We start from the raw sequence: 24789 nt of genomic DNA, 5'->3' as shown, positions 1-24789 counted from the left end.
ATCCATTTCTAAGAGAATTGTGGGATAAACAACACCATTACGAAGCGCAATAAAAAGGTCACATTATTAGAGGAAAAAAATGAAAGTTTTTTGGGAATGGAATAATGAAAGTTACAAGCTTTCAATTATTGGTTAGGTTTAAGTAGTCGTTTTGCTTATACTTAAACCAGGATAATTTCATTTTAAATAAAATTATCCTGGCATTACAAATACCATATTTGTTACAGTTGCAATACAATTGCTCCTGAGCCAGTAAACAGGAAAAGCTCGGCAGCAATTGCATGTTAATCGAAATCGGGGGAGAGCATTTGAAATGCTCGAAATACAATTATCAACTTCTACTCCACCAATAACTTTCCTGCATTTTTACTTACAGTATTGATATTGTGATCAATTAGCTGGATGGTGAATTCCAAAACTGCATCTCTTTTTTCAATTAAATCAGAGATGGTAGTTTGAACCAGGTAATGGGGGGGTAAGCCGGCATTGTCATCCGGTAATTGGCTAATGGCCATTTGGTGCCATATGGCTGGAATGGACACCCCAATTTTTGAATTAGGTAAAGTTTCCAAAACAGAAAATCCTGATGAATTCCCAACCAGTCCGCCTCCTGTAGCTTCTCCAATGAAAACACCTCTTTCCTGTGCGTAGGCGATGGAAGAAACTTCTGTAGCTGCTGAAAATGTTCCTCCATCAATCAGGAAATAAACCATTCCTGAGTAATTGGCTGTTTTGGGTTGTATCAGTCTTAAGTTTTGGTGACTGGTGTAATTATAAAGTTCGTCATCCTTTGGCGAAATATTAAACTTTAATTTATGGTACCATTTCAGGTATTTTTTTGAAGGCTTTTTAAGTAAAAGTTCATCATAATAGTGAAAAGGTTTTTGAGTGAGATAGGAAAATAATTCTGCTCCATAGATATCCCTTCCCCCGGGATTTCCTCTTAGATCAATGATAAGCCGAGTAGTTTGCTTTTTATTTAAATCCTTAAAAATCCCTTCTAGTGCTTTTTTGAATTTTATCTGATCTTTATTGACAAAACTATTAATTTTTAAGTAGCCAATATTTTCATTGTGAGGACTATTAAGTAACTGAAAGGAAACAGGAGGTTGGTTTTCTTCTTTAAAAAAGTCTTCTCTGGCAACTCCTGGCACAAAAATTTTAACTGTTTCTGCAGATGCTGGTTTGGAATAGGTAATGGAGAAAATTTGAGGATAACCATACTGAAAGCTATAATACAACCAAAACCAGTTATCCAGTTCATGGTGTTTGCCAGTTTCGGAAAAGCCGTCCGCAGGAATGTGTTTTTTTAATTCTTCGATAAGTTTATCGGCTTTTACCCCATTAATCGCCAGGATTTTCGAACCTGTTTCAAAAGGAAATTCGCTGAAATTTTCTTCAATAACAATTTCCCCATCAATCAATTTGATGTCAATGGGAAATAATTTCAGTTGAGTATCTCTATAGTAATGGTGGGTTGCGGAAGGTTTGATATATGAATGACCACATCTGATTTTTGCATTCACTTTACTGATAATGCTGAAAAATTCATGCTCGGTCATTGCACAATTTATTTGTGCAGATGAGGCCAGAAGAAAATCTTCCCATTCTTTTTCAGTCTGATATTTAAAGAGGGCTGGATGGTGTTTTTCCAACAAGGAAGTGTAAAATACGAAATCCTCTCGCAATTGCTCAACCGGGATTTTTTGGTTGAAGTCATAATTCGTAATGATCTCATTTTGAGCGAACAGCGGTGAAGCCATTAGCAAACCCAAAATAAGGGTTAAGTAATAGTTTAGCATTTTATCTTCTATTTTGGTTTTTTCAACCCGTCTCTACGGGCTAAAACCTGTTAGTTTATTAATTGATGTTATCAGATTATCAGTCTGGCAACATGCTGGTTTCAGTTGAGTATAAAAATACAAAATGATTTCCAATCTTAATTTAGGGAAAACAATTGTTAAAACAAGTTAGGATTTGTTTGGATATGCAATAATTTAAGCTGAATCAGCTAAAAAAGTTTTTGTTTTTGGAATTAATGATCAAACCCTGTCTGATTTTGGATTCTCATTCGTCTAACCTGAAAAACTATGAAAAATGGAAGGAAAAGCACTATTTGAAAAGATAACTACTGATTATTCAACAAAATACCCCGATGTGCAGCCTGGAAAAATGATGAGTTCCCAGGCCATTAAAGTGAAGGATAAAGTCTTTGCCTTTTTCTCTAAAAATGGGGATATGGTCTTTCGCTTGGGAAAGGATTTTGATCCGGATACTTCCGAAAGTAAAGGCATACATGTTTTCAATCCATTTAAAAATAAGGGATCTTTAAGTGGTTGGTTTGTGGTGCCAGAACAGGAAAAGAGACTTTGGGAAAGCTATACACATCAGGCTTTAGAAAATACCCGAAAATTAAATTGATGTTTTTAATAAAATCAACTTTTAATTGATTTCTGAAAATATCAATTCTGTGTGTTTTCCGGTTTATTGTCTTTCAAACCAAAGAATATTTTAATAAAATTTTCTCTTCCAATAATCTTGATTACTTCAACTGAAACTACATAAATGATAAGGAAAAGCATGAGGAAGATATGTGTTGCCCAAAATCTTGGCCATTTTATTTCTGAAGCCAGGTGATGAAAGGCCTCATTAAATGAACCATGCTCGGAAATTAATGGAATCATTTCCTCCGCAAACTGGAACAACAATACGATGAAGAAGTAGATAAATACTTTCCACAATACATTATAAATCGCCAGTTTATCCTTAAAAATCCGAAGGATGGGAAATTTATCTGCAATTAATATGGCTTTCCCAACGATTAATGCTCCAATAGTGGCATATGCAGTAGAGGTAATTGTTATCCCATATTGCTCAGCCATAAGGGCACGGATAAAAGCTGTAATGTGAAAAATGATCAGGAAAAAGATAGTGGGTGGAAGCATTTCCATAAACTCTTTTTTAATAAACAGGAAAGCTTTTTTCATGGTTTTAGGTAGTTGATGAAGTTGAATCTGATTTTGTGCTCAATTTACCTAAAATAATAATTTTGCCAATATACTTTGTGCAATAAAAAAGGGTCTAATCATATTTCCTTTAAGGAGATATAATCAAACCCATTCCGGGAAATCTAAAATTTAGTTGGATTTCATTCCCAGTATTTCCTGATCCAGAATGCCTTTGGTTATGGTATAGTGATAGGGGCAATCCGATTTAATTGCATTTAAAAGAATTTCTCCTTTTTCTAATTCACCTTTCTCACTATAGTATGTGCCCAAAATGTATTTAATATTCGCCAATGCATAAGGGCTTTCCGATTGTAAAAACTTTTGGAATAAATTTTCAATTTTATCTGAGGAAAGTCCCAATGTGTTTTTTTGAGCATCTGTCAGGCTATTGTTCATAATGATTTGCTCAAATGATATTAGAGAGTTGATAAAACCTCCTTCCAAAAATGGAGAATCAGGACTTAGGCGATCAACTAGAGCCATATATTCCATTAAGTAAGTCGTGAATTCTTCAGACTGAATCATTTTGGTTTTTTCAGTCAGATCTTTTGAATCCAGCGCTTTTTTTATGCTTGAGGCGCTATCCATTAAAAATAATTTCTTTTCAATAAATAACTGCGGGAATTGATGGCTGTATTTTTCCTGGATTGACTCAAAATCGTCTATAAAAGCAAGGTAAGCTGGATCTTTTTCTGTGATTTCCCCCTTTAGGAAACCGGCAAATATTTTCTGATAATCTTTTTTCCACTGATTAAGCTCTGATACAACCTTACTATATTCCGGATTTAAAGAATTTCCTTTCCATTGTCCTTTGGAAGCCACATAGGGTTGTGGAATAGTATGAGGTTCAAATTCAATTTCTCCATTATTATAAAAGTTTTGAAAACAACTTTTCTCAATAGAAAAATTCACAAGTTTATCAGGCCGGTAAACAGGAATATTGTTGTTGTTCAAAATGAAAAAATATTGCTGTCCCTTTTCCAGCTGCAGGCTGTCTTTGGGCAACCATCTGCTGCCTTTAAGAACCATTTCGTATTTTTTTGGACGATTCTCACCCTTGTTCATCAGGTATAATTCCACCGTATTGATGTCGGGCGGGATGTTAAGCGGAGCAAGTTCTACCGAAAAACTCTCATAATCTTTGCCTATTACAATAGGTAATTCATATGGATTGCAATTGAAAGAAGAAATAGTGAGGAAATAGTTTCCCACAGGGGCATTAATACTAAATTTCCCTGCTTTCACAGTTAATTGTTGCATGGGTTCCCCCCATTTGTCTCTGGGAAGGGCAGGGTTTATTCCAACATATAAATTTACATGGATATCCTGGTTAGGAAGGACGGATTCGGGTAGTTCAATTTTTCCACTAAGGCTCGCTTTAGGAGCTGAAGCAAAGGTTGAAAATTCTGCAAGTACCAGGCAGAATAATAAAATAGTTTTCATTTTTAGGTCAATTAGGAAGTAACAGTTAAATTTAACTTAGTTGATAGAATTTTGTTTGCCTTTAAATTAAGTGTTGTATTTAGTTTGTTTATCAGCCAAAAAAGTAAGCGTTCTATATTTTGAAAATATGAACAACAGATTAATTGATTGGGAAAAAATACACAGCCAAATTTTTCGACAAGTTATAAAGGATAGGGGTATCACTCTCTCCCAATTTTTAGGGATTTTGGTAAATGATAGTTAAAAATTACACAGCGAAAAGGTAAGAATAAGGTAGGGTGTATGATAGTAATAATCTCTTTGACAAATGTAATCAATGGGAATTAAAAAAGCCTCATAATTTATTAAAATTATGAGGCTTAAGACTTGAACTTTGCAGACCCATCAGGGGTCGAACCTGAACTCTTCTGAACCAAAATCAGACGTGTTGCCAATTACACCATGGGTCTGTCTAGCAGCTTTGTGCTAAATCGAGCCACAAAAGTAAGTCATTGTCTTATTTTTGCAAAACATTTCTTTTATTTTTCTTCAATTAATAGCTTACTTCCTGTAAATCAGGTGATTAATTTTTTTGATGAAGGCCTCCAGTTCACTATTTTTCTCATCTACAAAAAAAGCATATTGATCATTCCAGGTTTTAATGGCCACCTGATACGTGCCTTTCAGACCGTAGTAAATAAGCATAGCGCCCACAAAAATAAAAGCGATTCCCGGCCATCTGGGTAAAAACTGGTTGAAAAAGGCAACCAGGGATAGTGGGGTGACGATGCCACCGGTTATGAGGGGAATGATAAAATACCTGAAATTTATTTCAATAGGTTTTACTTGTTTTAAAGGGAAAAAGTGCATTTTTTTATCTTTAAAGATGATTATTTCATTTTCGGTTAGCTCCATAAATTCCCCATAGTTCAAATAGTATTTTCCTAAAGAATTTTTTTCCTTCCCCAGCCATTCATAATTATATGAATAAGAAAAATACAGCTCCTTTTGTCTGCTTATTTCCTCACTTTCCATAGGAATAATAATATTCCTGGGGGAATTGTCTTCTCTTAAAAAATATTGATACTTCAATTAATTGGTTAATTTTTTATGATCCTCTATGGAGGAAAGCTTTTCTATGGATAGCCCTCTTTTTCCCAGGCTTAAGAATAACCATTAATTCCCAGAAATCAACAAAAAGAAATGAGAATTAATCTTTACATCACTTGAATTTGCTTTAGATGATGCCATTTCTAATACAATCTGCAATCAGTTGAGTAGTGTTGGCAGCTTTCGATTTCTTGAGGATATTCTTTTTATGAGTGGAAATAGTATGGATGGAAACGGAAAGAAAATCAGCGATTTCTTTTGTGGATTTTCCCTCTGAAAGTAATTGAATAATTTCTAACTCACGGGTAGTGAAAAAATTTGAATTAGTGATTTTTTCAAATTTGGGCACATTAGGGTCCAAAGAATAAAAAGAGGGTTTAGTTTCGGCAATAAAGGAGATTTTATGATCGATGGTAGGAGAGAGGTAGGTGATATCTGTGTGCACACCAAGTACTTTTTGAATTCTGCCATTTTCATCGAGAGAAATGGCTTTTGCCTGATGCAAAATAGTAGTATAGGTATTATCAGTTTTCCTGATTCTGTTTAGATAGACACATTTATACTTTATAATGTCACCAGGAGGAAGATAATTGAATAGAAAATCGATAGCCAGTTTTTCTTTTTTATGCATCATCTCCAGGTCTTCCGGGTGATAAAGAGAAAGAATCTTTTCTACAGTAAACTCTATTGGTTTTAAGCCCAATACACTTTCCACATTCGGATGAACATATTCAATTTGCAGGGTAGAAAAGTTGAAAATGTAATAATAGTAGCTTCCCGGAGCAAAAAAGCTGGCAATTTGATGAAGAATAGCCTCTTCAGGATAACCTTCTACCATGTTGGTGAGAGGAGTTTTCTCACGCCATAACATTTTTAATTTGTCGATTGCCTTCTTTTTTTCTTCATCCATTTTTTTGCTTAAAAAGTAGAACTTTCTCTTTTTAAAAATGATGCATTAGGGAATATCATCCAAAATACTTTTGAGTACATCTGGGTAATTGGTAATAATTCCATCTACTCCCATAGCCATTAGTTTTTTCATTTCGTCTGCTTTATTCACCGTATAGGGAAAGGTTTTAAATCCTCTTTCATGAAGGGTGGCCACTTTTCCTTTTGTCAGAGACATGAAGTGGGGGTTGATAGCGGTGTACCTTACTTCATGTTCAACAAAATCCCCTGCTTTCAGGCTGGTGTCAGAGAAAAAAGGAAATGGGCTAAAATCAGAAAACAGTAGTCTTTGAATTTCAATTTCTTCACTATACTTTCTGGCTGTTTGTAAATAATAAGGCTCAAAGGATTGAATAATACACCAATCCATTGCATCAAGTTCTTTTACTATTTCTATGGTTTTCTTTTCAATATTGGTATAAATATATCCGTCTGATCCGGTTTTGATTTCAATTAAAGCTTTTGCTTTTCCATTTATCAATTGAAGAGATTCCTTCAGTGTCGGGATTTTTTCCCCAGTAAAATCTTCACCATACCATTTTCCGGCATCAAATTTTTTGAGTGCCGGAAGTGTAAGTTCGTTCACCAGACCGAAACCATCGGTAGTCCGGTCTACAGTGGCATCATGTATTACTACTACCTCACCATCTTTTGAAAGGTGGATATCCAGTTCTATCACATCCGACTCCATTTCCAATGCTTTGGAAAATGCAGCAAGGGTATTTTCAGGGGCATGGCCAGAGGCCCCTCTATGGGCTATTATGGTTATTTTTTTGTTTTTCAAAGCAGTGATTTCGGGAACTTCGTAAAATGAATTTAAAAAAAAGCCTCTCAGGGCAATCAGAATTACTGAAATAATGATAAGAATAGTAAAAAATACAAATTTCTTCATTTGTTTAAAAAGTGCCAGGAATTTAGTTTAACCATGGAGATGAAAATTAAAAAAATTAGTAAAATTCCGGAATTTTCAGGCTTAAAAATTCCTCCGAAACTTCATTTTTCCATGTGCTGATTGCAATTCTAAAAAAGATTCAGGTTTATGATTTTTCTGTTTGACAGTATTCGTCCATCCAAATGATCAATTAAACATTTTTTTGCTTCTGGTAAAATCTAAATTCACAACCAATATCAGTTTTTTGTGCTTTGTGGTAAGGTATATGAAAAATAAATTAAATCCTTCATTACACCAAGTATATTGGCAACATAATGAAAAAATAACAGGATTTGGAACATTTATCCCAACTTTTGGGCAATTTGTTATAGCTTTTTGGGAATCTAAATCCTATCTTTGGTACTGTATAATTACCTTTCTCAACTAATTTACCACAAAAACAACTCAAACCAGGATGAGCTGTACAGGAGTAGTCTATGCTTTTGCCCTTGCTGAGTTAAAATGAATATCATTTAATATCCAGGTCTATTATCAAATACAACAATCCTTATTGGGAGGTGCGAAATTATTCGCGATTTTTTGCCTTATTTTCTTAGTTCAAAAGCAATGAATTTGGAGGACAGATTCATTCATTATTTTTTAATTAGAGATAAGAGAAAATCTTGTGAACAGCCAATTAATTTTAAGGAAATTGGCAAGGCACTTACCGCTTTTTTACCAATAAAACATACCGTTTCTTAGTTCACATTATCCTTTACTATCAAAATTAAAATGTTTACGAAACCTAAATCATTTTTTGATCATGAAAAAGTCCGTTCTTTTAATTTTACTAAGCTCGTTGGTGTTTTTTACCAGTAATAAAAACAAGGAAGAAAAAGTATACATGAAAATTTCAAGTTTAAAAGCCAAGCCGGTGGTGAAGGGAAAAATTAATGGGCAAAATGCCTTTTTCCTGATAGATACAGGGGCTGATGTCAGTATGCTTCACTCGAAGGATGCTAAAAAGTATGCTTATAAACTTGCCTTTCCCGATTCTCAAAAAAGTATAGTTGGATTTAGCGGAAGAGCTGCCAGGTTGTGGGAGGTAAGAGATTTGGATGTAAGGATAAATAAAATTCCTCTTACCGGAAATATTTATGCTATTGATCTTACCAACATAACCGAATCTGTGGCAAGAAACACCGGACTGAAAATTTCTGGCATTATAGGCTCGGATCTGCTGAAAAAGTATGGATTTGAGATAGACTACGAGCAGGAACTTCTGGGACTTTCCAGATAATTCTTTTATATAAAATTCCTTCAGATTCTTTAATTAAATTTGATGAATTCATGTAATAGTACAGGTAAATTATAATAACCAGCAGATGAGAAACTTTACAAAATACATCTTTCCCAAACAGGCCTTGTCCGTTTTTTCCTATTTTTTGATGAGGCAAAATACTAACTTTAACAATGTATACCTATTAATGGGTGATTTAAATCATCCTGAAAACTGCCAAGGATCAAATAGATTAACAAAGTATAGCCCTTTTTGGGGTAAAAATAGCCTATGTTCCTTCTTGCTGAAGAAAGGATTAATTTTGCCCGGTTTTTTATACCAGAATGTGACAAGGTATGGAGGGAGGGTGGTAACCACAGTATTTACCAAAACAGAACTAGTGCCACAAACATTAAATTAAATGAAATAAGTTTGGTGAGAATAATCAGTTTGTTAATTTGCTGTAACACCTCACCGGTTTCATGCTTGTTGCACTAGCCAAAAATAATTTTTTTTAAATGAAAGTATATTCTATTTTTCTGGTACTAACCTTATCCAGCTTTTGGTGGACCCCAAACCCAAAGCCTTACCTTAAATTCAATCGTCTTTCTATTGAAAATGGACTTTCTCAGAATAACATAAACTGTATCTTACAAGACAATAAAGGCTTTATGTGGTTTGGAACCTGGGAGGGACTAAACAAATATGATGGTCATAAATTTTCGGTTTTTAAATCTGATCCGGCTGATTCCACAAGCCTTTCTGATATTGTGGTAACGACTTTATTTGAAGACAGTAAAGGAAATCTATGGGTGGGTACCCGTGATGGATTGAATTTATTTAATCGGTACCAGAATAATTTCAGCAGATATAATGTAGATGAAGGTAACCCTTACAGCCTAAATGGAAATTATATAACCAGCATAGAAGAGGACGGGGAAGGTCATATTTGGGTGGGAACTGAGGAAGGCCTAAATAAATTTGATTCGGTTTCTCAAACCTTTCAACGAATAAATTTTAGTCAACTTGCTGGACAAAATGCCGACCTGGATACAGCACGAAATATTTATTCGCTCCTTCGGGATAGCCATGAGCAGCTCTGGATAGGTACCGACAAGGGAGTATTTATTCTAAATTCAAAAAATGGTACTTTACAAAATACATTAAATATAAACAATGGTTTAGCTAAAACTCTGGTAAATACTATTACGGAGGATTCCCAGGGGAATATTTGGCTGGGTACCGAAAAAAATGGGATCATTATTTATAATTTGTATGAAAAAAGTGTTTTGAGTTTAAGATACCAGCCAGAGGAGCAAAACAGCCTTTCCCATAATTCAATCAGGGCGATCATTGAGGATAGTAATCAAAAAGTATGGGTGGCTACCGATGGAGGAGGGCTCAATTTATTTGATAAAAAACATCATGCTTTCACACGGTTTGGGCATGAAGTGAATAACCCTTACAGCCTTCAGAGTAATGCCCTAAAATGTCTGTTTGAAGACAGAGATGGTAATATTTGGGTGGGAGCTCTGGCCTGGGGTGGTTTGTGTTATGCCAATCCCTCCCGACAATATTTTAAACATTATCGCCCCGGTTTCCCCAACAAAAACAGCTTGAATAACGGTGCGGTAAATGGCTTTTACGAAAGAGAAAATGGGGATATTTGGATTGCTACAGACGGGGGAGGAATAAATTTATTTCAGAAAAAGGAAAACAGTTTTGAACACTTTAAACATGATCCTTTTGATACAAAAAGTTTAAGTAGCAATAAGGTGTTGGATTTACTTGAAGATTTTGAAGGAAATCTTTGGGCGGCCACCTGGGATGGCGGTTTAAATAAAAAAGAAAAGGGGAGCGAAAAGTTTATCAGGTACCTGCCCGGGTCTGGAGAACAAAAAGGGAATATTTCCAGCGAACACATTTGGAGTATTTTCGAAGATTCAGAAAAAAACTTATGGATAGGGACGTTTGGAAGAGGGTTGAGCCTTTACGATAGAAAAAATGATGCTTTTATTTCTTTTGAGGGCTGCCAGGATTCTTTACCCGGCAATGGAAATCATATTATTTCCATTTATGAAGACAGGCAAAATAACTTGTGGGTAGGGACTCTAGGAGATGGCCTGAAAACTTTCGATAAAGCAAATGGTCTGGTGCTTGATGTTGATATGGTTAGTGATTCATCAGAAATTTCTTCAATCGTAAACGATGTATGGGTAATTTATGAAGATGCCAGTAACAATTTATGGCTGGGTACAAGTAGTGGATTAAAAAAATACAACCGCAAGACCAAAATACTCAACTCCTTCTCTATTGAAGATGGATTGCCTAATAATGTGGTTTATGGTATTTTGGAAGATTATTCGGGAAAATTGTGGTTGAGTACCAATAAAGGTTTATCATGTTTCAATCCACTTACCAGGCAGTTTAGAAACTTCGATTCCGGTGATGGCCTGCAAAGTAACCAGTTTATTCAGGGTTCTTATTTTAAAGGAAAATCCGGGAAAATGTATTTTGGGGGAATAAACGGATTTACGGTTTTTAAACCTGAGGAAATAAAAGTGAACCCTAAAATTCCCAAAGTCGTGGTAACTGATTTCCAACTGTTCAACAAACCTGTGGAAATTGGTGGAGAAAATTCTCCATTGAAAAAGCATATTTCGGAAACTAATGAAATTACTTTATTACATTGCCAGAATGTATTTAGTTTTGAATTTGCCGCACTGAACTTTACACCCACTCAAAAAAGCAGGTATGAATATAAAATGGAGAACCTGGATGAAAACTGGATTGAGTCAGGCACAAGAAGGTTTGTTTCCTATACCAACCTGGCTCCTGGTGAATATGTATTCCGGGTGAAAGCCTGCAATAATGATAATATCTGGAATGAAGCAGGTACTTCGATTAAAATTACCATACTTCCGCCTCCGTGGAAAACCTGGTGGGCTTATTTGGGATATTTTTTACTTTCGGTAACCATTCTGGTGATTGCCAGAAGGCAAATTATCTATAAGGAAAGGCTTAAAAATCAATTCAGGCTCAAAGATATTGAAACCCACAAATTGCAGGAACTTAGTGAGTTGAAATCAAAATTTTTCACGCAGGTTTCACACGAATTCCGGACGCCTTTATCTTTAATTCTTGGGCCACTTAGAAGTCTGAAATCAGGTACATTTAAGGGAGATGTGAATTTGCAATACAATATAATGACCCGAAATGCACAAAAACTGCTTAATCTGATCAACCAGTTGCTCGACATTTCCAAGCTGGAATCGGGAAATATGCAATTGAGTATTGGGAAGGGTAATTTAATTTCCTTTATCAGACCTTTGGTGGATACTTTTGAAAACACCGCCAAACTGAAAAATTTAAACTTCAGCTTTCATGCAGATACCCTTTCTTTTCAGGCTTATTTTGACGGGGACAAAGTGGAAAAAGTGCTGACCAATCTTTTGAGCAATGCCCTGAAGTTTACGGGCAGGGAAGGAAGTATTCGCTTTGAAGTTAATACAAAAAATATTGACTGGAATAATTATGTGCTAAGGGAAAATTGGCAGAAAAATGATAATTTGTTTGTTGAATTTATCATTCAGGACTCCGGGATTGGTATTCCGGAGAAAGCTATCCCACATATTTTCGATAGATTTTATCAGGCTGAAAAACAAGGTGAATACCGGAAAAATGAAGGTTCGGGAATAGGTCTTGCCCTTACGAAAGAATTGGTAGAATTACATAAAGGAAAGATAAGGGTAAAAAGTAAAGAAGGGGAGGGTACTACATTTTCAATTTTATTGCCGGTGGGAAAAGAGCACTATAGCTCCGCTGAATTAGTCCAGTTTAAACACCAGAATTATTGTGTAAGTAATTTTGCCAATATTCTTGAAGATACAGAGATTGGTTTTGATGACGATGTAGTGAAAAATAAAAAGTCTTCGGCCTTACCCAAGCTTTTGATTGTGGATGACAATGCCGATATGAGGACTTTTTTAAAGAATGCTCTGAAAGAAAAGTATCAGATATTGGAAGCCAGAAATGGCATGGCTGGTTTGGTATTAGCCAGAAAAAAACATCCGGACCTGATTATTACAGATTTGATGATGCCGGAAATAGATGGCCAGGAACTTTGCCATCAGATAAAAGGCGATGATAAAACTGATCATATTCCGGTCATTCTGCTCACTGCCAAAACAGGTGAAAGGAGCAAGATGGAAAGCCTTAAAAACGGGGCAGATGATTTTATCACCAAACCATTCGATCTGGTAGAATTGGAATTGAAAATTAAAAATCTGCTGGAATTGAAAAAACGTGTTGAGGAAAAGGTGGAACAGGAACAGGTAATTTATACCGAAAAGGTTTCTGTAAATTCTGTGGAAGAGAAGTTTTTACAAAAAGCCATAGAAATAGTAGAATCCCATAAATCTGATCCAAATTTTAATGCTGAGGCCTTCATTAAGGAATTTGGGATGAGCAGGTCGCAAATCCACAGAAAAATAAAGGCGATAACCCACAAGTCGGTTATTGAATTTATACGGTCCTACAGGTTGCAGTTTGCCAAGCAACTTATTGAGCAAAATTACGGAAATATTTCCGAGATCGCTTTTGAAGCGGGTTTCAACAGTCCGTCTTATTTTGCAGAGTGCTTTAAAAAAGAATTTGGCGTCTCTCCTTCAGAATTTATGGTAGGGAAAAGTTAAAATACCAATAATCAGGATTGCTTAAAAACAGGTAGAAATACACGGAAAATTGTTAAAAGAAAATAGACGGATCACAAGCTTTTTCCATCATGTCTCCGTCTATTTCTACTTTGTTTCAAAAAAACTACCATCGTTGTAGTTGAAACTTCCAGTCGGGAACTACCTTTTGCATTTCTATTTCATCATTCCTTTCTTTCAGTCCACAATCCAAATAGTTTTGGTGGAGCTTTTTTAATTTCTCCCTGTCCAGCTCCACCCCGAGCCCAGGCCCTGCCGGAGGTGTAACGTATCCATCCACAATGGGAATTTTTCCTCCTTTTATCACTTCATCCTCTTCTGACTGCCAGGGGTAATGTGTGTCCAGTGCATTATCCAAATAGGGAACAGCAGCCCCCAAATGAGCCATTGCTGCCATGGAAATTCCCAAATGGCTGTTGGAATGCATGGAAAATCCTCTGCCAAAAACCTGACAGATTTTATTCAATTCCATAGAAGCCCTCAGCCCTCCCCAGAAATGGTGATCTGAGAGGATAATCTGTTCAGAACCTAATGCAATACTTTTAGGAATATCATCAAATGAAGTGGTGCACATATTTGTAGCCAGGGGAATATTAACCTCCTTGCTTAAAGCAGCCATATTTTCCTGCCCTCTCACCGGATCTTCATAGTATTCCAGAATTCCTTCCATTTTCTTCCCATATTTTATGCCTGTTTCCAGTGACCAGATTGCATTTGGATCGAGTCTCAAAGGAACATCCGGTCCAAAGGCATCTCTTAAGGCGAACATACTGTCACATTCCACATCAGGTGGAAGGGCACCTCCTTTTAATTTGATGGACTGAAAACCAAATGCTTCACACATAGCTTTGGCCTGAGCCACAATCTGCTCAGGGGTAAGAGCTTCTTCCTGCCTGGCTTTTGCCCACCCTGAAGCCTTTGGGTCTGTTTCAAACTCCAGTTTCCCACCAGCTCCCTTGTATTTGTAAAATAAATAAGCCGCAAAAGGAACTTTATCTCTTGATTTTCCTCCCAAAAGATCGAACACAGGCCGGTTTAGTTTTTTCCCTATTATATCCAGACAAGCCACTTCAATAGCACTAAAAAGATGTACAAGTAGCCGTTGGTCCCAGGGAGCTACGCCTCTTTGGTCTGTATCATTATCCCCAAAATTTTCCTGTAATAGCTGCTTGATGGCATGATGATGAAAAACATCCTGCCCAATTAAAAACGGCTTGGCTTTTTCCAGGGACTGAAAGATTTTTTCACTGCCCGGGATTTCACTTAGTCCGATTATTCCCTCCTCAGTAACCACTTCTACAATTATCCTCAGGGCATAAGGCGCATGAAGTCCTGCCGCATTCAATAAGGGCGGATCTGTAATGGCAATCTGTGTAATGATAAGGTCTGATATCTTCAATTTCTGGTAGTTTATTTAATTGAAATAAAGGTTATTGGTAAATTTGGATTAAATTTAATCTATCCCTGAAAGTTTGGCCAATAATACATATAATGCACTGTGGTCCAGTTCTCCCTTGCCCATTCCCAGTAAAGCATCCATATTGGCTGCCACCTGAGCAGTACCCTGAAGTGGAACAGAAAATTCCTTTCCTGCCTGAAGGGCAATGTTCATATCTTTACGGTGCAGTTTGGTTTTGAAACCTGGTTTGAAGTTATCATCAATAATTCTTTGTCCGTGTAAATCCAGAATACGACTTTGGGCGAATCCTCCCAACAATGCTTCTCTCATTTTTTCTAGGTTTACATCCGCTTTTTTGGCCAGGGCGAAAGCTTCTGCAACGGCCTGAATGGTCATGCCCACAATCATTTGATTACAAGCTTTGGTAGTTTGACCGGCCCCGGCATCTCCAATTAATACTGCACTTTTTCCCATGATTTCAAATAATGGCAAGGCTCGATCAAAAGCTTTTTGGTTACCCCCGACCATTATGGATAAAGTTCCTCCTTCAGCCCCCACTTGCCCACCTGAAACCGGAGCATCGAGTGCCTCAACACCTTTTCCCTTTAATTTACCATAAATATTCTTTGCGGTAGATGGGGCAATGGTGGACATATCGATGAATAATGAGCCGGACTTAATGCCCTCCAAAACACCATTTTCACCAAAAACCACTGCCTCTACTTCAGGAGAATCTAGTACAATAGTAATGATAATATCACTGGCTGCTGCCAGTTCCTTATTGTTGGGGAAAGCCTCAGCACCGGCATCTAAGAGTGATTTGGCCGCTCCACTTGATTCCAGAATTTGTACCTTATATCCGGCTTTTACCAAATTCAAAGCCATGGGTTTTCCCATTATTCCCAAACCTATGAATCCAATTTTTTCCATGAGTAGTGTTATATTTTTTAGTTAAAAATGATTTGATTAGTTTTTCATTGATTAACTGGTTTTAAGCAGTCTGCCCTTCTGAAGCCACCGCCTGAATCAAGGCGATATTATAGCCAAAAGAAAAAGCATGTCCCTGTAAACCAGCAGCCGGATCTTCGTGCTTTGGTGTATGATCTGGCATGACCATTCCCGAATAACCAACATCTCTAAGCGCCCTTACCACCTGCACAAAATCCATATCTCCATTGTCAGGATAAACTTCCATGAAATTATTCCAGCCACCTTTAATATTTCTCATATGAATATTAAAAATTTGGTTCCTTTCCCCAACCCATTTGATGATAGGCAGAATTTCGGTTTTGGGGTCTTTCAATCCCTCTGCTACAGAACCCAGACATAAATTAAATCCATGAGAAGGACTGTCATACAATTGGGCAAACCTTTTAATTCCGGCAAATACATCAGGGCTGTTCCATCGGTCAATTCCTCTGTAGCCAAGTGGAGTAGGAGGGTCAGCGATATGATTTCCCAACCTTACCCCAAATTCCTCAGCTACAGGAAGAACCCGGTCTAAAAAATAAGTAATTCTTTCGTACATCATATCCAGAGAAACATCACCAGCTATAGTTTTCTGGTCCTTAGTTTTCAGGGCCTCTTCGTAATTCCAGGTGCTATAAGAAGCATTCCCCCTTTTGGGATCTATGGTTCTTCCTGTTCTTAAAACCGGATGAATAATAGTGTTGTACAGCAATAATTTGACATCCGTTTTTGCTGCAACTTCAATCATTTGCTGAATCAGTTCAATTTCCCTGTCCCTTTCCGGGCTTTTCCCTAAGAAGATATTAGGGGTGGAAACCCTGTCAATTCCTGCCGAAGATAAAGGCAGATGATAGGCATCCAGGCTGATTCCGTATTTTTCACAGGCCTCTTTTTTGGCAAGAGAATCCTCTAAATCCCAGCCTACTCCTTCTATAAATTTTGGAGAACCGCCATCAATATTAAAAACACCATGCCGGGCAAGGTATTCCAGGTTTTCTTTTCCTGTTCCCCCATGCTGGCAACCCACTTTCATTTTCACTTCTTTTTTTGGTGTCATGGAAGCCATTTCTACTTTTTCCTCGGGGGCAGGAGTTTTGCAACCATAAGCTATGGCTCCCAGAGAGCCTACTGTTAATTTTTTAAAGAAATTTCTTCTTTTAGATCGGTTAATATTGTTGTTTTTTTTCATTTTCAATTTGTTTTTAAAGTCTTACAATTAGTATTCAATTTAAATTAGAGGAAATATTTGTGCGGCAATCAAAATGATGATTAAACCGGCAATACCCATGATAGTGAGCATAGGCGAGAATGTTTTTAAAGCTTCCTGTTCGGTAAGATTGCTCATTTTACAAACAATCCAGAATCCACTATCATTCATCCAGGGGATTAATTTTGAACCGCAGGCAATGGCCAAACCAAGGTATAGCTGGTGGTAAGATAAACCCATTGTTCCGGACATCCCTGCTAAAATACCCGATGCGGTAATCATGGCCACTGTGGCGGAACCCTGGGCTGTTCTTACAACAGCTGCAATCAGAAAAGCTAATGGAATTAAGGCCATTTGGTAACCACTGGTTAGCTCTCCAATTCTGGCACTGATGCCTGTTTGCTGTAACATTCCCCCAAAAGCTCCACCGGCTGAGGTGATTAAAATGATGATTCCTCCGCTCATCAGGGCTGTCTGAACCGATTCTACCAGGGCAGATTTATCTCCACTTTTCTGTATGGCCAACATGATCAGTGCGGAAAGCGCACCAGAAATCAGTGCGGTATTCTTTTCTCCAAAAAACTGGATAAAACCAAAAATTATTGAATTACTATCAGGAGATAAAAAGGTGTCAAATGCTGCTTTGGTGGTTATTAATATCAGTGGAATTAAAATAGGCATAAGAGAAAACCACAAAGGAGGAAGGTTTTCATCAGTTTTGGCAGCCAGGGATTCAATATTTTTTAAAGGTGCATCAATGGAATCTCTCAAAGGAACTGGCCATTTTTTATTGGCCCACAAAGCAAAAGTATAACCTGCCGCAATGGTAAATAATCCCACAATGAATCCTCCCATCATCATCATCCCAATGGGAATATTCATTTCACTAATTAAAAATAATGGACCGGGAGTGGGAGGGACAAGAGAATTGGCCATCGCTGCTCCAGCGGTGATAGCCAAAACTAACAGTAAATAATTTTTCCCTAATCTCATTGCCATCGCTTTGGCAAGGGGAATCATCAGGTAAAATACAGTATCAAAAAAAACAGGAATCCCTAAAAAGAAACTACTACCCAGAAAAGTTACCGGAGCCTGTTTTTCTCCCGTTATTTTGAGGGTGGACCTTACTATTTTTTCCGCTGCTCCACTTTCCAGCATACATTTTCCAATGATAGAAGCCATGGCAATCAGAATACCTATTTTCCCACAAGTATTTCCAAATTCAGTGGCAATTCGCTTTCCTACATGCCAATTGGCCAGATCAGCCGAAATACCTTTGCTTAAGGCATAAGTTTCAATGGCAGTGGCAGGCGTAAGAATGGCTACAATGAATGCGGCAAGTAACAGTGCCAAAAAAGCATGTAGTCTTAAGACAATGATTCCGCCTACAACTGTAATTATTCCAATTAATAGAATGAATAGCGGGTCGGTGGTGAAAGTAGATGAACTCAATGTTTGTGGATATTTTATAAGGTGAGTGTTAATTAGTTTAGGATTGCCACTGTAGCCAATCAAAATTTAGGGAGGAAATTAAATTATCCATCCCTTTTCGACTTGAGCGCATTGGCAATATTTTGTGCTCCATTCGCCACAAAAGTTGCATCAGAACCACAGGCAATCAATCTTATTCCCATATTATGGTAAGTGGTGTAATCATCGGGGTTGAATAACAATATCCCGGTAGCCTTGCCGGCTTTTTCCGCTGCGGTTACGATGGCTTTGAGAGCTTCCTTAAATTTGGGATGATCCAATTGGCCGAATATTCCCAGGGACATGGAAAGATCAGCGGGTCCAATAAATAGCACATCTACACCTTCCAGAGCGGCAATTTCATCCAAATGGTTAAGTGCTTCGGCAGTTTCAATCTGAATAATCCCTAAAATATTTTCCTTTGCTCCTTTTTTATAATCATCGAAATTTTTTCCAAATCCTGTAGCTCTCACCATTTTGGCTACTCCCCGAATGCCGTCAGGCGGATAGTAAATTCCACTGATAGCGGCTCTGGCTTCCTCCACTGTTTTAATTTGCGGGCACATCACTCCCTGGGCGCCAAAATCCAAAACCCGTGAGATTCTTTGCCGGGCATGTCCTTCCACCCTGATAATGGCCCCTGTAGGGCTGGCTTCCAAAGCTTGTAGTTGATAGAGTACATCTTTTTCCGTGCCCGAACCATGTTCCAGGTCAATTAATACCCAGTCGAATCCGGCCTGACCTACAATTTCTGCAGTAAGTGGACTACCAAGGTTTAACCAACAGCCATTAAGTGATTCTCCGTTTTTTAATCTTTGCTTTAAGTTGTTGTTATTCATAAGTTATAAATGGTTATTTAGCAACAAATGCTTGAAAGATGGTGCATGCCAACTGTGTCAAGAATAGGAAAGCATTTGTACCTAAATTTTTCACTGGTTAGAATGATATTTTAAAATTTGCTTAAAAAAAACCAGCCTGTAATTTCTGACAGGAATAACAGGCTGGTTTGGTTAAAAATTATTGATTATTGTTTTACATCCCACCAAACCCGGGTATCCAGAATATCCGGTCCCTGTCTGCTGGTAGCGGCATCAACATTGTCTTTGTTTACTGTAAGTTCTGAATCGGGATATGTTAATCTTCTGATAAAATCCTCAGTTTTTAAATCACTGCCCGGATATTTATTCGGTTCTACAACCGGGAAGCCACTTCTTCTGAAATTTGCCCAGGTTTCTGGACCGATTAGCAGAGAAGATACCCAATATTGATTATTGATTTGTTCTAACTCCCTGCCTGTTTCAAGCGGATGGGCAGCAATGTAAGCATCAATATCGGCTTCCTCAATGGTGGTTTCCCCCGGCCATTGCGCATACTGTCTCATATTTGCCTGAATTCCTTTAGCATAAGCTTCGCCAGGATCACCAGTTGCCCATCCTCTTACTATTGCTTCAGCATATAACAGCATTGTTTGAGAGTAGGTCACCAGAAAACTAGGTGCTTCAGGATTTCCAAGTCTGTTCCTATCCAATTGGCTATAGTCATATAAACTATTTAATCCATCAGCTTCAGCTACAGGAGGGATGGAAGAGTTGTCATAACCCTGAGGCATACCGATTTGGGCATCAAAAGTGCGGTCTGCATTTTCCTCTACCTGATCTCCTTCCTGTTGGGCTCCAACATATCTTACAGCGATGGAAGTTAATCTTGGATCATTATTAGTCTTTAGAAAATCCACAAATTCTTTATCCAGGTAATAAAATGGGGCCTGTCCTCCATTGAGGTTAGTTCCAACATTATTTCTATAGTTTGCATCATGACGAACTACCGCATTATCCAGATTAGATTCCATAATTCCCCCTGCAATTGCTTTTTTAGTATATTCCTCCGCTAATCCCGGATTCACTTTTACCAATCTCATAGCAGCTCTGAGCATTAAAGAATTACCAAGTCTTTTCCATCGGTCAAGGTCTCCTCCATACATGATTTCCTGTGGTACACCCCTGGTAGCAGGGTTCAATGCGGCAATAGCCTGTTCCAGTTCGCTTAACATTGAGGTATAGATGGCCTCCTGTGTATCATAAGCTGGAAAAACTGTACCGTCAATATAAGCCATTCCTGCTTCGGAATAAGGCACATCACCGTAAGTATCGGTAAGAACCATTGTGGCATGAGCTTTCCAGATTATCAATAAATTCATAAGGTTTGCCCTGTCTGGGTTTTCTTTAGAATTCTCAATTCCATCGACAATGTTTTTTATAACATTCCTGTATAAATTCTGCCAGTTTCCCTGTGTGGCAGACCTATTATCCTGATTTAAGTTTCCACCGGTACCTACACCAATAAAAGGAGTAATCATTTGCCTTACAATGGTGGTTTCGTAAGTAAGGTTATTATATCCGTAGGCACTGTTGATGATGGCATGATTCAGCTGAAAGGTTGGATCTACTAAGGTCTGCCGAACAGGATCGGTATTCAGTTCATCAAATCCTTCATCACAGGCAGTGGTAAAGAATAGGATGGCAATTAAACAAAAAATATATTTATTAAATCTTTCCATTTTCATCTATTGTTAGTTTGATAAAAAATATTTTAAGGCTATTAGAATTTAACATTTAAGTTGAAACCCAAATTTCTGGTAACAGGTAACCCTGTTGCTTCCAATCCAACATTTCTGTCGTTAATTATACCGTTCTGCTCTGGATGAATGTGGGGTACATGTTTTTTGAGAATAGCCACGTTTGAAGCCACCAGGTTAAGCCTTAATCCTTTTATATACTTTTGGGATTTTAAAAGACTTGTGAAATCATAACCCAGCGTAATTTGTCTTAAATTCCAATATCCGGCATTAAAAACCGACTGTTCCGACATTCGGAAAGATCTAATGGTTTCATAATAAGGCTGAATTTCAGCAGGAGTAGAATTTATCGAACCATCGGGATTTACACCATCCCCTACAATAAAGCCCTGATCTCTTCCAACCAGTGTAGCTTTATCCAGGCCATGACGGTAGGCGTTGGTATGTGTACCCGAAATCATATTATGTCCTAACTTAAAGTCAATTAAAAATGACAACTGAATGCCCTTGTAATCAAATGAGTTAGTGATTCCTCCCCACCAAACTGGTAATGCACTGCCAAAATTAAGCTGCTCCTCGGAACGCATAGGACGTCCACTATTAGGATCAAAAACCTGTCTTCCCTGTTCATCTCTCAAATAACCCCATCCGTATAATTGAGCCATAGGTTTACCTACTACTTGTCTGAGTTCCCCATGAAATTCTGCATCACCCACAGTAATAAAGGAATCATCCACATCCTCTCCCAGACTTAGCACCTCAGAAGTATTATAAGTGGCATTAACTGAAAGGTTCCAGTTAAAACTACCTTGTCTTATTGGATAAAAAGAGGCAAACATTTCTACACCTTTGTTTTGGCTTTCCCCTACATTTATCAATTGGTTTTCAAAACCTGAGGCATCTGAAATTTGTGCGGTAAGGATTTGATCAGAAGAAAGCTTGTCATAATAAGATGCTTCAAATCTTAAATTATCCGCAATGATTAATTCAATGCCTATCTCTTTTTCCGTTACTCTCATCGGTTTCAGGTTAGCATTTGGCACAGTAGAACCATTTATACTTCCTACTGGTTGGGCATTTCCCTGAGGATTGAGGAATTGTTGTGCGTTGATCTGATAAAATAAATTATTGGAATAAGGAGACACATCAGTATCACTTCCCACTTCTGCATATGCTAACCTGAATTTACCAAATGACAACCAGCTTGGTAAATCGAAAGTCTCTGAGAATACCCAGCTACCTGTAATTGAAGGGTATAGGATACTTCTGTTGGCAGGGGAAAGTGTGGAGAACCAGTCATTTCTAAGGGTAGCATTTATGTAAAGGAAATCTTTGTAACCTACCTCTGCAGATCCATAAAATGAATTTACCTCTCTTTCCGAAACTGAATAGTTTGGTGATACCTTACTGGCATTTCTTATAGTATAAAGGTCCCTGGTAAAGAAGTTTTCCCCTAAAATCGTATTGATATCAAACCTCCTGTACATGTGGTTACCACCTGCGTTGGCCACTATACCAAAGTTTCCAAAGGTTTTATTAAAACCAATTAAAAAGTCGGCATTAAGCTCACGGAATTTCCGCTGATCCTGAATATATTGTCCATTTACAAAACCCGGAGGGGGAGCAGATTGTCTTTGAGAACCGGTAGGCAGGTTATATTCTACATCTCTGTAATAAAAGTCCTGACCAACCCTGGCTTGCAAATACAACCAGTCTGTAAAATCATATTTGGCAGTTAAATTTCCATAAATTCTGTCTCTAAAATTGTTTTCAAATCTGGAAAGTGCAAAATATGGATTAGTCCGGTTGGTAAATCTGGAATACTTGATTTCATCCCCATTTTCATCAAAGGCATATTGTTCCAATAAATCCATTGGCATGGAAGAAGAAAGGGTATAAAGTACTACAGGGCTAAAATCCTGTTCGGCAATGTTTGGTGGATTTTTCCTTTTTTCATTGGAATAGTTGATATTTCCAGATACCGTCAGTTTTTTGGTTTTTTGCGTAAAACCAAAGTTTACCGTTTTTCTATTAAACTCCGAACCTGGTAATACTGCTCGGCTGTCCATATTCGCCACGGAAAGGCTTACTCCTCCATTATCACCACCGGAAGAAACTGTAATGGTATTTGTCCAAGTGGACTCATTTTGGTAGTAGTGCCTGATTTTGCCAGGAGTAGGTACATAGGGCACTTCTACACCATCAAATAGAATTTGAGTCATCCCAGGTTCAAACTTTTCCCCAAAACTCCATACACCAGAAGTAGGACCCGGAGCATTTGGTCTTACACCACCTTCACCTTGCCCATATTCATATTGATAATCAGTATAGTCCAATGGGGTACCATTCATATAGTTAGTATTGTATTGGACCTGGATTCCTTTACCTTCAGCTCTGTTTTTGGTGGTAATCATAATTACACCATCCTTTGCCCGAGAGCCATATAAAGCTGAGGCTGCGGCACCTTTCAGCACAGTCATGCTGGTAATATCATCAGGATTGATACTACTCAATCCATCACCACTATCAGACTTTCGATTGCTTCCTACTTCTCCTTTATCACTGCTTACCCCATAATTGCTATTGTCAATGGGAACGCCATTTACTACAATCAGTGGAGAGTTATTTCCCCCAAATGAAGAAATTCCTCTTATACGAATCTTACTACTTCCCTGCGGCCCTGAACCCATATTGGAAATATTTACACCGGCAATTTTTCCCTGCAGGGCATCCATGAAATTTGGCGTACGATTTACATTAAACTCATCTGGTTTTACTTTGGAGGTAGCATATCCCAGAGTAGCCTGGTCTTTTTCAATACCTAAGGCCGTTACCACTACTTCTTTCAGTTGTTCGGCATCGGCTACAAGAGAGATATTTACAGTGGACTGATTGGTGATTTCCACTTCCTGGGTAACATAGCCTATATAGCTAAATTGTAAGGTATTTCCTTCGCTTACCTGAAGAGAATAGTCTCCGTTTACATTGGTAGTAGTTCCTATGGTAGTTCCTTTTATCAGGATACTTACCCCGGGTAGAGGTTGTTGATCTTCTTCTGTAATGATCTTTCCGGAAACAGTAAACTGTTGTGGAATTTCGGGAATAATGGATTCGGATAAAGAACGCGTAAAGATACCCTTCCTTTTTACCGTTATCAATTGATTTACCCGCTTAAATGAAAGGTCTGTGTTTTTTGATATAACGGTTAGTACTTCTCCGAGAGAATTGTTCTTCAAATTGAAATTAAATCTTTCCTCTTCGAGGTAGGAACTGACATTATAGCCAAATTTGAAATCTGTTTCTGTTTCAATGATTTCAAAGATTTCCTTAACATTGGCATCTTTTACATCAAGGTTAAGGTAAATTTCATAGATACTTTTCTTTTGCCCGAAAGTATCATTGGCCACCAGCATACTGCATAAGCAACTTTGGAGTATTATACCGAAAATTGTATACTTCGACATCCTTAAAATTTGTTGTATTATTTTCAAATTCATATATTTAGATGGTTTTGGTGAAAAATTGTTGATCAAAGCCATGTAGTCTTTGTTGTTAATGTCACTCGCCAAAGTTTCCTATTAACAATGAAGACGTATATCGTAGTAGTCAGTTATTTGAGAATAACTGACTATTTTTTTTGCTAAAAATTAAAATTCTATTCTTTGTTATCGGTCAGGATGGTGATTTCAAAATAAAATCCCTGACCAATACACTTCCTTATTGAGAATTTACCCTGACAATGGAGCCTGGCAAAAATGAATAGGGAAGCAGCATCCTAAAATTGTGGTTTGCTATTCCAAAATTAAATTACCCGGGTGG

Annotated in this window: 16 protein-coding genes and 1 tRNA gene; 3 read left to right on the top strand and 14 right to left on the bottom strand. The window is 37.6% G+C overall.

The window, feature by feature from the left end; all coding sequences use genetic code 11:
• Window positions 1-338 precede the first annotated feature (338 nt).
• On the bottom strand, window positions 339-1802 hold the full coding sequence (locus A3EM_RS0116780) for a S41 family peptidase (protein WP_083925250.1): 1464 nt from the start codon (window positions 1800-1802) through the stop codon (window positions 339-341).
• 295 nt (window positions 1803-2097) lie between these two features.
• Here A3EM_RS0116780 and A3EM_RS0116775 point away from each other — a divergent pair, with 295 nt between their 5' ends.
• Window positions 2098-2421 carry a hypothetical protein gene (locus A3EM_RS0116775; protein ID WP_020529390.1) on the top strand — a complete coding sequence of 108 codons (324 nt, stop codon included), beginning with the start codon at window positions 2098-2100 and terminating at the stop codon, window positions 2419-2421.
• 41 nt (window positions 2422-2462) lie between these two features.
• On the opposite strand, the gene A3EM_RS0116770 is transcribed toward A3EM_RS0116775, so the two are convergent.
• The 6 genes from A3EM_RS0116770 to A3EM_RS0116745 form a co-directional block, all read right to left on the bottom strand.
• Complete coding sequence (locus tag A3EM_RS0116770; protein ID WP_020529389.1) at window positions 2463-2987, bottom strand: hypothetical protein; 525 nt, start codon at window positions 2985-2987, stop codon at window positions 2463-2465.
• Window positions 2988-3137: 150 nt separating this feature from the next.
• Entirely contained in the window at window positions 3138-4451 is a 1314-nt protein-coding gene (locus A3EM_RS0116765; protein ID WP_020529388.1) for a hypothetical protein, read from the bottom strand.
• Between the two features lie 376 nt (window positions 4452-4827).
• Window positions 4828-4900, bottom strand: a tRNA-Gln gene (locus A3EM_RS0116760).
• Between the two features lie 91 nt (window positions 4901-4991).
• Window positions 4992-5522, bottom strand: a complete 531-nt coding sequence (locus A3EM_RS0116755) for a hypothetical protein (protein WP_020529387.1) — start codon at window positions 5520-5522, stop codon at window positions 4992-4994.
• 145 nt (window positions 5523-5667) lie between these two features.
• On the bottom strand, window positions 5668-6450 hold the full coding sequence (locus tag A3EM_RS47075; RefSeq protein ID WP_020529386.1) for a LuxR C-terminal-related transcriptional regulator: 783 nt from the start codon (window positions 6448-6450) through the stop codon (window positions 5668-5670).
• A gap of 45 nt (window positions 6451-6495) precedes the next feature.
• Window positions 6496-7380: a glycerophosphodiester phosphodiesterase gene (locus A3EM_RS0116745; RefSeq protein ID WP_020529385.1), complete on the bottom strand. Its 885-nt coding sequence runs from the start codon at window positions 7378-7380 to the stop codon at window positions 6496-6498.
• An 802-nt stretch (window positions 7381-8182) separates the two neighbouring features.
• Here A3EM_RS0116745 and A3EM_RS0116725 point away from each other — a divergent pair.
• Entirely contained in the window at window positions 8183-8659 is a 477-nt protein-coding gene (locus A3EM_RS0116725; protein WP_020529381.1) for a retropepsin-like aspartic protease, read from the top strand.
• 497 nt (window positions 8660-9156) lie between these two features.
• The gene (locus A3EM_RS0116715) at window positions 9157-13332 is read left to right on the top strand and encodes a hybrid sensor histidine kinase/response regulator transcription factor (protein WP_020529379.1); all 4176 of its coding nucleotides are present in this window, start codon (window positions 9157-9159) and stop codon (window positions 13330-13332) included.
• A gap of 124 nt (window positions 13333-13456) precedes the next feature.
• On the opposite strand, the gene A3EM_RS0116710 is transcribed toward A3EM_RS0116715, so the two are convergent.
• From A3EM_RS0116710 to A3EM_RS0116680, 7 genes are all read right to left on the bottom strand, one after another.
• Window positions 13457-14749, bottom strand: a complete 1293-nt coding sequence (locus A3EM_RS0116710; RefSeq protein ID WP_020529378.1) for an enolase C-terminal domain-like protein — start codon at window positions 14747-14749, stop codon at window positions 13457-13459.
• A gap of 54 nt (window positions 14750-14803) precedes the next feature.
• A complete protein-coding gene (locus A3EM_RS0116705) occupies window positions 14804-15679 on the bottom strand; it encodes an NAD(P)-dependent oxidoreductase (RefSeq protein WP_020529377.1) in 876 nt (291 codons plus the stop codon).
• A 61-nt stretch (window positions 15680-15740) separates the two neighbouring features.
• Window positions 15741-16907 carry a mannonate dehydratase gene (locus A3EM_RS0116700; protein ID WP_020529376.1) on the bottom strand — a complete coding sequence of 389 codons (1167 nt, stop codon included), beginning with the start codon at window positions 16905-16907 and terminating at the stop codon, window positions 15741-15743.
• A 39-nt stretch (window positions 16908-16946) separates the two neighbouring features.
• Entirely contained in the window at window positions 16947-18395 is a 1449-nt protein-coding gene (locus tag A3EM_RS0116695; protein ID WP_425402066.1) for a GntP family permease, read from the bottom strand.
• Window positions 18396-18460: 65 nt separating this feature from the next.
• On the bottom strand, window positions 18461-19234 hold the full coding sequence (locus A3EM_RS0116690) for an HpcH/HpaI aldolase family protein (protein WP_020529374.1): 774 nt from the start codon (window positions 19232-19234) through the stop codon (window positions 18461-18463).
• Window positions 19235-19419: 185 nt separating this feature from the next.
• The gene (locus tag A3EM_RS0116685) at window positions 19420-20958 is read right to left on the bottom strand and encodes a SusD/RagB family nutrient-binding outer membrane lipoprotein (protein ID WP_020529373.1); all 1539 of its coding nucleotides are present in this window, start codon (window positions 20956-20958) and stop codon (window positions 19420-19422) included.
• Between the two features lie 35 nt (window positions 20959-20993).
• Window positions 20994-24434, bottom strand: a complete 3441-nt coding sequence (locus tag A3EM_RS0116680) for a SusC/RagA family TonB-linked outer membrane protein (protein ID WP_157637929.1) — start codon at window positions 24432-24434, stop codon at window positions 20994-20996.
• Window positions 24435-24789 lie beyond the last annotated feature (355 nt).

The organism is Flexithrix dorotheae DSM 6795 (genome assembly GCF_000379765.1).
Taxonomy (GTDB): Bacteria; Bacteroidota; Bacteroidia; order Cytophagales; family Flammeovirgaceae; genus Flexithrix; species Flexithrix dorotheae.
This window is presented reverse-complemented; position numbering and strand designations above follow the sequence as displayed.

Excerpts from the sequence above, each read along its gene's own strand:
- A3EM_RS0116780 (WP_083925250.1), bottom strand. The coding sequence starts at position 1,802 with ATGCTAAACTATTACTTAACCCTTATTTTGGGTTTGCTAATGGCTTCA.
- A3EM_RS0116775 (WP_020529390.1), top strand. The coding sequence starts at position 2,098 with ATGGAAGGAAAAGCACTATTTGAAAAGATAACTACTGATTATTCAACA.
- A3EM_RS0116770 (WP_020529389.1), bottom strand. The coding sequence starts at position 2,987 with ATGAAAAAAGCTTTCCTGTTTATTAAAAAAGAGTTTATGGAAATGCTT.
- A3EM_RS0116765 (WP_020529388.1), bottom strand. The coding sequence starts at position 4,451 with ATGAAAACTATTTTATTATTCTGCCTGGTACTTGCAGAATTTTCAACC.
- A3EM_RS47075 (WP_020529386.1), bottom strand. The coding sequence starts at position 6,450 with ATGGATGAAGAAAAAAAGAAGGCAATCGACAAATTAAAAATGTTATGG.
- A3EM_RS0116745 (WP_020529385.1), bottom strand. The coding sequence starts at position 7,380 with ATGAAGAAATTTGTATTTTTTACTATTCTTATCATTATTTCAGTAATT.
- A3EM_RS0116725 (WP_020529381.1), top strand. The coding sequence starts at position 8,183 with ATGAAAAAGTCCGTTCTTTTAATTTTACTAAGCTCGTTGGTGTTTTTT.
- A3EM_RS0116715 (WP_020529379.1), top strand. The coding sequence starts at position 9,157 with ATGAAAGTATATTCTATTTTTCTGGTACTAACCTTATCCAGCTTTTGG.
- A3EM_RS0116705 (WP_020529377.1), bottom strand. The coding sequence starts at position 15,679 with ATGGAAAAAATTGGATTCATAGGTTTGGGAATAATGGGAAAACCCATG.
- A3EM_RS0116700 (WP_020529376.1), bottom strand. The coding sequence starts at position 16,907 with ATGAAAAAAAACAACAATATTAACCGATCTAAAAGAAGAAATTTCTTT.
- A3EM_RS0116690 (WP_020529374.1), bottom strand. The coding sequence starts at position 19,234 with ATGAATAACAACAACTTAAAGCAAAGATTAAAAAACGGAGAATCACTT.
- A3EM_RS0116685 (WP_020529373.1), bottom strand. The coding sequence starts at position 20,958 with ATGAAAATGGAAAGATTTAATAAATATATTTTTTGTTTAATTGCCATC.
- A3EM_RS0116680 (WP_157637929.1), bottom strand. The coding sequence starts at position 24,434 with ATGTCGAAGTATACAATTTTCGGTATAATACTCCAAAGTTGCTTATGC.